The sequence below is a fragment of the Streptomyces sp. NPDC051286 genome, from assembly GCF_044455345.1.
In the GTDB taxonomy this organism is placed as follows: domain Bacteria; phylum Actinomycetota; class Actinomycetes; order Streptomycetales; family Streptomycetaceae; genus Streptomyces.
The window spans coordinates 1-8,412 of record NZ_JBITER010000101.1 but is presented as its reverse complement, the minus strand read 5'-3'; the positions used below and the strand labels follow the sequence as shown (position 1 = coordinate 8,412).

Here is an 8,412-nt window from a genome sequence, read left to right as displayed (position 1 = left end):
GCCGAACCCGACAAGCGGGACTACTACCTGGCCTGGGGCCCGCAGGAGACCGAGGTGGAGGAGCTGGTACTGGTGCCCGGCGCGCGCTGGCGGGTCGAAGAAGCTATCAAGCTGGCCAAGTCGGCGGCCGGGATGGCCGACTACGAGGTGCGCTCCTTCCACGGCTGGTACCGACACATCACCCTGGCGCAACTGGCCGCCGCTTTCCTGGTCGCCCAGGCCGCCGCCGCACGCGAACAGGCCACTCCCCGGCCCGGCTGGCCACCGGGGCAGAGAGGGGGACTTCCGTGGTCCCACCAGCCTCGATGACACCGCCCCGATCGCCTACACCGCCTACGAGGTCCGCCGACTCCTTGAGGTGATGGCCCCTCAGCCCGCACCGAAGGAGCGGATCCTGCACGGGCTGCACTGGTCACGCTGGCGCCGCTACCACCAGGCCCTCGCCCGCGCCTGTCACCGCCGACGCAACCGCAGCCGCTCAGCCGCACCCGGCACCCCACGACCCTCGCCGAACAGAGCCGAGCAAACTACAGCGACGGTACTGATCTACGACTGAAGGGATAGGCTGCACAGAAACCAGGTCGAAGCAGCCGGACTGTCACCAGAGAGGCGCGGGAGTTGTCACACATAGCCGATGACTGGTCTTCCTGTCGGCGGGGCACAGTGTGACTCGCGACGACCTCATCGCCATGCTCCACGAACAGACTCCGGCATGCGGGCCTGCACGTAACGCCTTGATCGCCGGGGCTGACTTCGTCGTCTGGGACGGCCTGGTCCCGGCCAACCGGCACGTGGGCGTCTTCCGGGGTCGAATGCACCACTCCTTGAAGCGTGGCCACACGATCGATGGCCTGGCCGACAGTGTCGACATCCTTCGGCAAGCCGGGGAAGAGCCGCTTCGTACCGGGTCCATTGATGCGGTGGACAGATCATCCTGGTTCACGATCTTCCTGAACTCCACGGCTCCGGCGTGGATATCACGCCCCAGACACCGATGGGCGGCACGTCTCTCATGCCGCAGCGTCAGCTCGCCGAAAACCGCTGACAGCGCGCGTGGTCACCAACCACGGCCGGCCCGCCGCTACCGGGCAGCCCGTTGCGGTCGGCCTCGTCGTATCCACGTGTGGCGCACGCAGGGGCCTTACTTGCTCCGGGAGGCGTGCCTCCGGCCGCCGCGCTCCGGGCGTTCAGGCCGTCGGGGTGAGGAACTGGCGGGCGCCGCGCAGCGTGGTGCGCAGTCTGCGCTGGGTCGCGCGGCTGTCGAGGCGTACATCAAGAGGCCCCCGCAGTGCGCTGTGAGCCCGCAGGCCCGTGGGCAGTCGGGTTTCGTCGAGTCCGTCGCGTCTGGCGATGAGAAGGCCGAGTTCGTGACGGCTCAGGGCCTCGCTTCCGCCGAGATGATGGATGCCGCTCGCATCAGCCAACGCGAGTTCCAGCAGAGCCGCGGCTAGGTCGACCACATGCACCGGACAGCGGATGTCGTCGGTGAACAGGGCCCCGGTGCGGGCCCCAGTGGCCAGTTCGTACACAGCGCGCTCGTGCGCGGACTGCCCGTCGCCGATGATCAGCGAGGTCCGGGCGACCACGGCGCCCGGATGCACGAGAAGGACCCCTGTCTCCGCCGCGGCCTTGGCCGCCCCGTAAGGAGTGACAGGGTCGGGTAGGCAGGACTCCTCGTAGCGGACACGGGACCCGGAGAAAACGGCGTCAGACGAGACGTGGACCAGACGGCTGCCGCACTTTGCCGCCGCCATCGCCAACCGGACAGGACCCTCGGCTGTGACCGCCCAATCCGGCCCGCCGCTCGACGCGTTGACGACGACACGGGGCCGGACCTCGGCCAAGGTCGCGTCCACACGTCCGGGATCCCGCAGATCCAGGGCGTGCCACGTGACCCCGGCGGCGCTCCCGGGCCTGGTCGCGTACGTCGCGGCCGTCGGGTGGCCGGCCAACGCCGCTTGCCGGCGCAGCTCGGCACCGAGGAACCCGGACCCACCGACGATCAAAACGGTCACGACGCCACACCCTAGACCCACCTAGCCGACCGGCAACACCACAGACCAAGGGCCATGGCCTCGTGCACGCAGCACCCCTGTCTCGACGATCGTGAGTGCGGCAACAGTGCCGGAAGGCCACTGCGACTCGGCGATGATGGACCTCATGGCCGACTCCGTCCGCATCAGCAGTGCGCGTCCGCGCCGGGAGCCCCGGGTGCTGCGCCCACATCAGATGAAGGGGCGGGACGCGGCGGCCCGGCATTTGCGCAGGCCCGGGACCCGGGGTCTGTTGGTGTCGGCGACCGGGACGGGCAAGACGCTGGTCGCGATCCGGCTGGTGGACGTGCTGGGCCTGCGGCTGGTCCTGGTGGTGGTCCCCACGCTGGACCTGGCCGCGCAGACCGCTTTGGCGTGGCGAGCGGACGGCCACCGGGAGCACATGGTGATCGTCTCCTCGATGGACGCCCATGGCCACGACCAGCTGTACGCGAACCGGGTCGGCTCGACCAGCAACGCGGCTGCCCTGGCTGCGGCGATGTCCGTCGTGGGCCCCGGCGCCGACCAGCTGCCCGCCCTCACCGTCATCTGCACCTACGACTCCCTCGACAAGATCGAGGCAGCCTGCCGGCACACCGGCCTAAGCGTTCCGCCGTTCGAACTCGCGATCATGGACGAGGCACATCGCATCGCAGGCCGGCCGGACAAGAAGTGGGCCGTCGTCAACGACGCCACCCGCATCCGCGCGGAGCGCCGCCTCTACATGACCGCGACCCCGCGCAGCTTCGCCGCCCCCGACCTAGGAGGGCACTGAAGATCTTGGCCGGGCTCCCGACGCCTTGCACGCACATCTGCGGCGTTGCCAAAACGGCCTGATAGCTCCGCTATGAGGCCGCTTCGGCGCCTTGCAGCTGCACGCACCAGACGCCGCTCGCTGATCCGGCCAAGATCTTCAGCACCCTCCTAGCCGGGTCCGCGAACCCCCGCACACCCCGCCCCAGCCGTCGGGACACCGACATCGGCGTAGACGCCTTCACCAATTCGATGGACAACGAAGCCGTCTACGGAAGGAAGATCTTCGACTACCCTCTGGCGCAGGCAGTCGCCGACGAAGTGGCCGCCGACTGCCGCATCGTGGTGCCCACCATCATCGACAGCGAACTCCGGTCCACCCTCAACCTCCCCGCCCCCGGCACCACCGACCACGACACCGCTCCCGGCGACGACGACGCGCTGCGGCGTCCAGTGGCCTTCTGCCCTGGGGACGGCGTGGTGCGGGGACTCGACGAAGTCCTCGTCGTCGGGACTGAGCAGGCGGGGACGGCCTCTCGCCCACCGAGGGTCCAGGCAGGCCAGGCCGATCTCGTTGAACCTGTGGATCACGTCCGGGACGGTGTGCTCGTCCGCCTGCACCAGCTTTTCTCGACCGTCAGGCGGCTGATCAGGGAAGATGGAGAATTGGGGCCGGACTATTTAGGGTCAGCACGTGGGTTTCATCATGGTGTGCGAAGACGACGCGGCGGTCCGTGGCGTCCTCAAGCGCGCCCTGGAGCACGACGGGCACACCGTTTCCGTCGCCGCCACGGCCGACAGCCTGCTGCGGCAGCTCGCACCGGCGCCCCAGCTGGTCGTCCTGGATCTCGGGCTGCCGGACGCCGACGGCCGCGATGTCTGCCTGGCGCTCCGGGCTCGCGGCGTCGACGCGCCGGTGCTGATGCTCACCGCCTTGGACGGCCTGCATCACAAGGTGGGCGGCTTCGAGGCCGGCGCCGACGACTACATGACCAAACCCTTCGACATCCCGGAACTGCTGGTCCGCGTCCGAGCGCTGCTGCGCCGGGCCACCGTGGCGCCCGCACCGCACGAGGTCGTCCTCGATCCGGCGAAGCACATGGTGACCTACGATGCGGTGAGCATGAGCCTCACCCCGACCGAGTTCCGGCTACTGGGCCGCCTGATCGCCTCGCCGGGCGACGCGGTACGCCGCCACGCTCTCATCGCCGCCGGCTGGCCCCACGGAGCGCAGGTCAGCGACAACACCCTCGACTCCTACGTGCGCCGGCTGCGGACCAAGCTCGGTCCGCTGGGTGTGGCCGAGCGTCTGGCGACCGTGCGCGGCGTGGGCTACCGATGGCAGTGACGGGATTCCGCAGAAGCGTCGTTGCGCTCACTGTGCTGATCGCCACCGCCGTGGTCGCCATCCTGGTCGTCGTCTCGCACGTGCTGCTGAGCAGGGTGACGGACGCCGACGCACACGATCTGGCCCGTACGCGCGCCGAGGCGGTCGCGGCGAACGTCAGCGCCAAGGGCGGCCGTGTCGTGCTCACGGAGAACAGCAGCGAGGCGCTGGACGAGGTCGCCTGGGTGTATGCCGACGGCCGTCTGATCGACGGGAACGTACCGGCGAGCGTGGTCGGCCGCGTCGAGGAGCTGGCGGACTCGGGGCGATCGCAGACCGCGACCGTCGGCGACCACCTCCTGTACGCGCGGCAGGTCCCGGTCGACGGCCACCACGTCATGGTGATCGTCCGGGTGGACCTCACGCCCTACGAGACATCCGAGCAGCGCAGCCTGACCTTGTCGCTGATACTGGGCGGCCTCACGATCGTCCTCGCCGGCGGTGTCGCGCACCTCGTGGTGCACCGCGCGCTGCGGGTCGTGCACGAGATGGCCGCCCTCGCCGACGACTGGGGTCATCACGAACCCGGGCGCCGCTTCAACCTCGGAGTCCCCCGCGACGAGTTCGGGGAACTGGGACAGACCCTGGACCACCTTCTGGAGCGCGTCGACAACGCGCTGGCAGACGAGCGTCGGCTCACCGACGAGATCGCCCACGAACTGCGGACACCGCTCACGGTCCTGCGAGGCGAGGCGCAGCTGGCGCAGCTGTCCGGCGAGCCTGTGGTGCCGGAGGCGGTGCTGAGCGAGGTCGACCGCCTCGATGCGGCGATCACGACGATTCTGCGCGCCGCGCGCGCACGGACGGACGACGGGACCCGGTGTGATCTGTGCTCCGCCGCGCGGCAGGCGATCGGCAGTCGCGCGGTCGAGATCGCCTTTCCGCCGAAGGTCGAGGTGGCCGTGGCGCCCGAAGTCGCCGTGTCGCTGCTGTCACCCCTGCTGGAGAACGGCCTGCGGCATGCGAAGTCCCGTGTGTGGATCACCGCGCGCAACCAGGGCGAGGCCATCGTGGTCGATGTCCTGGACGACGGCCCAGGGTTCGATCCCGCCGAGGTCGAGCGGGTCTTCGAAGCGGGTGTGACCGGCGGCGGCGGGTACGGGCTGGGGCTGCCGGTGGTCAGGCGCATCGCCGCCTCGGCCGGTGTGGAGGTCCGCGCGATCGCGGACGGCCGCGGGCACGTCGAGGTGACACTCCCGGCCGCGCGCGCAGCCACGTAGTCAGGTTGCTTGCAGGTTCCCTCCGTAAACCTCCCTGCATGACAACGACAACGGAAGCCCGAACGCGCAGTGGGCGCCTCATGCTCAACAAGGTTCCCGAGGTCACCATCTGGTTCTGGGTGATCAAGGTCCTGTGCACCACCGTGGGCGAGAGCTTCGCCGACTGGATCAACATGAAGCTGGGCGTCGGCCTGGTGAACACGGCTTGGATCTTCACCGCGGTCTTCGTGGTGGTCCTGGCCGTCCAGCTGCGGCTGAAGCGGTACGTCCCGTTCCCCTACTGGCTGACCGTGGTCGTTGTCAGTGTCACGGGCACCCTGTACACCGACATCCTCACCGACCAGCTCAACGTGCCGCTGTGGATCAGCTCCGCCGTGTTCTCGGTCCTGCTCGCCGTGGTCTTCGGCGTGTGGTGGCTGCGCGAGCGCACCCTCTCGATCCACTCGGTCACGACGCTGCCGCGCGAGTCGTTCTACTGGCTCGCCGTTCTCGTCACCTTCGCGCTCGGCACCGCGACCGGCGACTGGACCCTCGAGCTCACCGGCTGGAGCCCGGGCGCCTCGGTCCTGCTGCCGCTCGGCCTCATCGCGGCGATCACGCTGCTGTGGAAGTTCGGCGCGAACCCGGTGCTGTCCTTCTGGCTCGCCTACATCCTGACCCGCCCGCTGGGCGCGAACATCGGTGACTGGCTGGCCTCCCCCAAGGTCGCCCAGAACCCGGGTGACCCGACCGGTCTCGCGCTGGGCACGTTCACCACCAGCCTGATCTTCCTCGGCCTGATCCTGGCGACGGTGGTCTACCTGACGGTGACGCGCTCGGACGTGACCGAGACCTACGAGGCCGCCCACGCCGCCCACGCCGCCCACGCCACCGGCGACCCGCGCAAGGAGCGCGTCGCACTGGCCGGCTTCGGCCTGCTGGCCGTCGCCACCACGGGCCTGCTGGTCTGGGCCCACAGCCAGCCGCACGTCGGCCCGGCGCCGGAGACCGACAACACCTCCGCCGTCCAGATGGCTCCTGGCCAGGCGGTGAAGAAATTCCCGCCCACCAAGGTCGATGCGCTGAAGACCCTCGCCTCCACCTCGCTCAAGGACGCACGCTCGGGAAACGCGACCGGCGCGCACGCGGCCGCCCAGTCGCTGCGTGACCTGTGGGATGCCGACCAAGCCTCGCTGCAGCCGCTGGACCAGACCGGCTGGACCTCTATCGACGCCCAGATGGACAAAGTTCTGAAGACCTTCGGCATCGATCACTCGAACCCGCCGATGTCGCCTGCGCAGCAGGAGAAGGAACTGAACGCCCTCCTGACGGACATGGGCTGACAGACCACCCAGCGCCCGGCCGACTCATCCGGCCAGCGGGTTGAGTGTGCCGGGCCACGCCGAGAACCGTGCCGCCTCGGCAGATGCCGACGAGCCGTGGACAGTGCAGGCGGCCGGCTGTGGCAGCCCGGCCATGTCCGCGGACTCCTGTGGGCGGTCGAAGCCGGCGTCAATGGCTTAGATCGACCCGCTGTTGCCCCACGCTGGTCAGTCGCGGTGGCGGCGGATGCGCCAGAAGCAGGCGCCGGTCACCAGACAGACCCGGGCCCTCCACGCCTACCTGCGCTGGCGCAACACCAAGGCCCGCCACCCAACGTCCTCGCCATCCAACGACGCGGGGTCGGGTAGCCCAGCTCAGCCCCGGGCTACCCGACCTCGGGGGACAGACGTTCTTGACGGCTGTTCGTAAGGGGATCCTCCACCGAACAACCGCGATCTTGGAACTCCGCGATCGGCGACCTGCGGTGACGGCGTCTCATTTAGACCGTGTCCTATGTGGTGAGGCGGACGAGTCGTTTGTAGCAGCAGATGGCGGCGGCGAGTCCGAGAAAGGCCAGGTAGTTGCGGGGATGACGCTCGTATCGGGGGCTGAGTCTGCGGTAACCGGACAGCCACGACATGGTCCGCTCGATCACCCACCTTCGGCGACCCAACCGCCTGCTGGACTCGATGCCTTTGCGGGCGATGCGCACGCCGATGCGCTTGCCGCGTAACCATTTACGCAGGTGAGGGATGTCGTAGGTGAGCCTTCCCTCTGTGGCGCGACCCGGCGGCTGTCGTCGGGGTGATCAGCGACCAGAAGACCGAGTGCAACATTCCGTATCGCGTCTCGTGCCGTGCTCTGGGGGTGTCGGAAGCGTGGTTCTACAAGTGGCGCCGGCGCCCTGTCCGGCCGACGAAACGCGAGGTCAGGCGGGCCGAGCTGGCGGAGAGGATCCGGTACTTCTTCGACCGGTCGGGCAAGACGTACGGCTTGCCGAGGATCACGCTGGATCTGTGGGAGGAGGGCTGGCAGGTGTCGCAGAACACCGTCGCGGACGTCATGGCCGAGCTCGGCCTCCAGGGCCGCAGACCGCCGCGTCGACGCAGGTCGCTGACGCGGCAGGGTAAGCGGAAAGCTTCCCCCGACCTGGTGCGACGCGGGTTCGACGCCATCGCGCCGGACGTGCTGTGGTGGGGTGACATGACCGAGATCGACACCGGCGAGGGCAAGCTCTACCTCGCGTCCGTCCACGACGCGTTCTCCCGCCGGGCACTCGGTTCCCCGAGCGCGGTGCCGTGCTCGTCGAGCCAGTCGAGCAGTTCCAGGGCCCGGCGCAGTCGCGATCGCATCTGGTGCTGTGTGGTGGCGCGTAGCGGGCGGTGCCGGTGGACCCGGCGGATGCGGTGGAGCAGATACCAATGAGTGAAGGGGGTGACGAGCTGCCGCTGAGGGAGCGGTGCCTGGGCCAAGAGGGCGTCCGCCCAGCGGGGCAGGGCCTCCAATCGTTCGTCCCGCGGCGGCAGCACCGCGGCGACGACGAGGACGTCGCGGATGTAGCGAGTGGTCGGCGTGTTGGGGAGGTCGTCGAGCTGTTGGAGGGTGATCTCCTCATCGGAAATGGCTAGCCCCATCCTCCGCACATGACCGGTTCGGATGAACTGACGATGCGACCGGTACCTCTGTGGGGTGCCGGTCGTTGAGTGGGACATGCCGA

At 69.1% G+C, this 8,412-nt stretch carries 7 protein-coding genes and 3 pseudogenes; 6 read left to right on the top strand and 4 right to left on the bottom strand.

All coding sequences use genetic code 11. From position 1 onward, the window contains the following. Nucleotides 1-309 (top strand): annotated as a pseudogene (locus tag ACIBB8_RS36945) (IS701 family transposase); the annotation flags it as partial. 878 nt (nt 310-1,187) lie between these two features. On the opposite strand, the gene ACIBB8_RS36940 reads toward ACIBB8_RS36945, so the two are convergent. After that, nucleotides 1,188-2,015 (bottom strand): SDR family oxidoreductase, encoded by an 828-nt coding sequence (locus ACIBB8_RS36940; RefSeq protein ID WP_398959692.1) that lies wholly within the window; start codon nt 2,013-2,015, stop codon nt 1,188-1,190. 145 nt (nt 2,016-2,160) lie between these two features. Here ACIBB8_RS36940 and ACIBB8_RS36935 point away from each other — a divergent pair, with 145 nt between their 5' ends. Next, on the top strand, nt 2,161-2,808 hold the full coding sequence (locus ACIBB8_RS36935) for a DEAD/DEAH box helicase family protein (protein WP_398959690.1): 648 nt from the start codon (nt 2,161-2,163) through the stop codon (nt 2,806-2,808). A 470-nt stretch (nt 2,809-3,278) separates the two neighbouring features. Here ACIBB8_RS36935 and ACIBB8_RS36930 read toward each other — a convergent pair. After that, nucleotides 3,279-3,467 (bottom strand): annotated as a pseudogene (locus tag ACIBB8_RS36930) (helix-turn-helix domain-containing protein); the annotation flags it as partial. A gap of 13 nt (nt 3,468-3,480) precedes the next feature. Between ACIBB8_RS36930 and ACIBB8_RS36925 the strand changes: the two are divergent. From ACIBB8_RS36925 to ACIBB8_RS36915, 3 genes are read left to right on the top strand one after another with little or no spacing between them, the layout of a single operon-like run. Beyond that, nucleotides 3,481-4,134 (top strand): response regulator transcription factor, encoded by a 654-nt coding sequence (locus ACIBB8_RS36925; RefSeq protein WP_398959688.1) that lies wholly within the window; start codon nt 3,481-3,483, stop codon nt 4,132-4,134. Further along, on the top strand, nt 4,125-5,393 hold the full coding sequence (locus tag ACIBB8_RS36920; protein WP_398959686.1) for a sensor histidine kinase: 1,269 nt from the start codon (nt 4,125-4,127) through the stop codon (nt 5,391-5,393). The genes ACIBB8_RS36925 and ACIBB8_RS36920 overlap by 10 nt, the downstream gene beginning before the upstream one ends. Before the next feature lie 38 nt (nt 5,394-5,431). After that, nucleotides 5,432-6,715, top strand: coding sequence for a hypothetical protein (locus tag ACIBB8_RS36915; protein ID WP_398959684.1), 1,284 nt, complete (start codon nt 5,432-5,434; stop codon nt 6,713-6,715). Between the two features lie 491 nt (nt 6,716-7,206). Here the strand turns inward: ACIBB8_RS36915 and ACIBB8_RS36910 are convergent. Next, nucleotides 7,207-7,455 (bottom strand): annotated as a pseudogene (locus ACIBB8_RS36910) (transposase); the annotation flags it as partial. A 124-nt stretch (nt 7,456-7,579) separates the two neighbouring features. After that, nucleotides 7,580-7,759: a hypothetical protein gene (locus ACIBB8_RS36905; protein ID WP_398959696.1), complete on the bottom strand. Its 180-nt coding sequence runs from the start codon at nt 7,757-7,759 to the stop codon at nt 7,580-7,582. Here ACIBB8_RS36905 and ACIBB8_RS36900 point away from each other — a divergent pair. Continuing rightward, entirely contained in the window at nt 7,689-8,120 is a 432-nt protein-coding gene (locus ACIBB8_RS36900) for an IS3 family transposase (RefSeq protein ID WP_398959694.1), read from the top strand. The genes ACIBB8_RS36905 and ACIBB8_RS36900 overlap by 71 nt on opposite strands. The last annotated feature ends 292 nt before the right edge of the window (nt 8,121-8,412 follow it).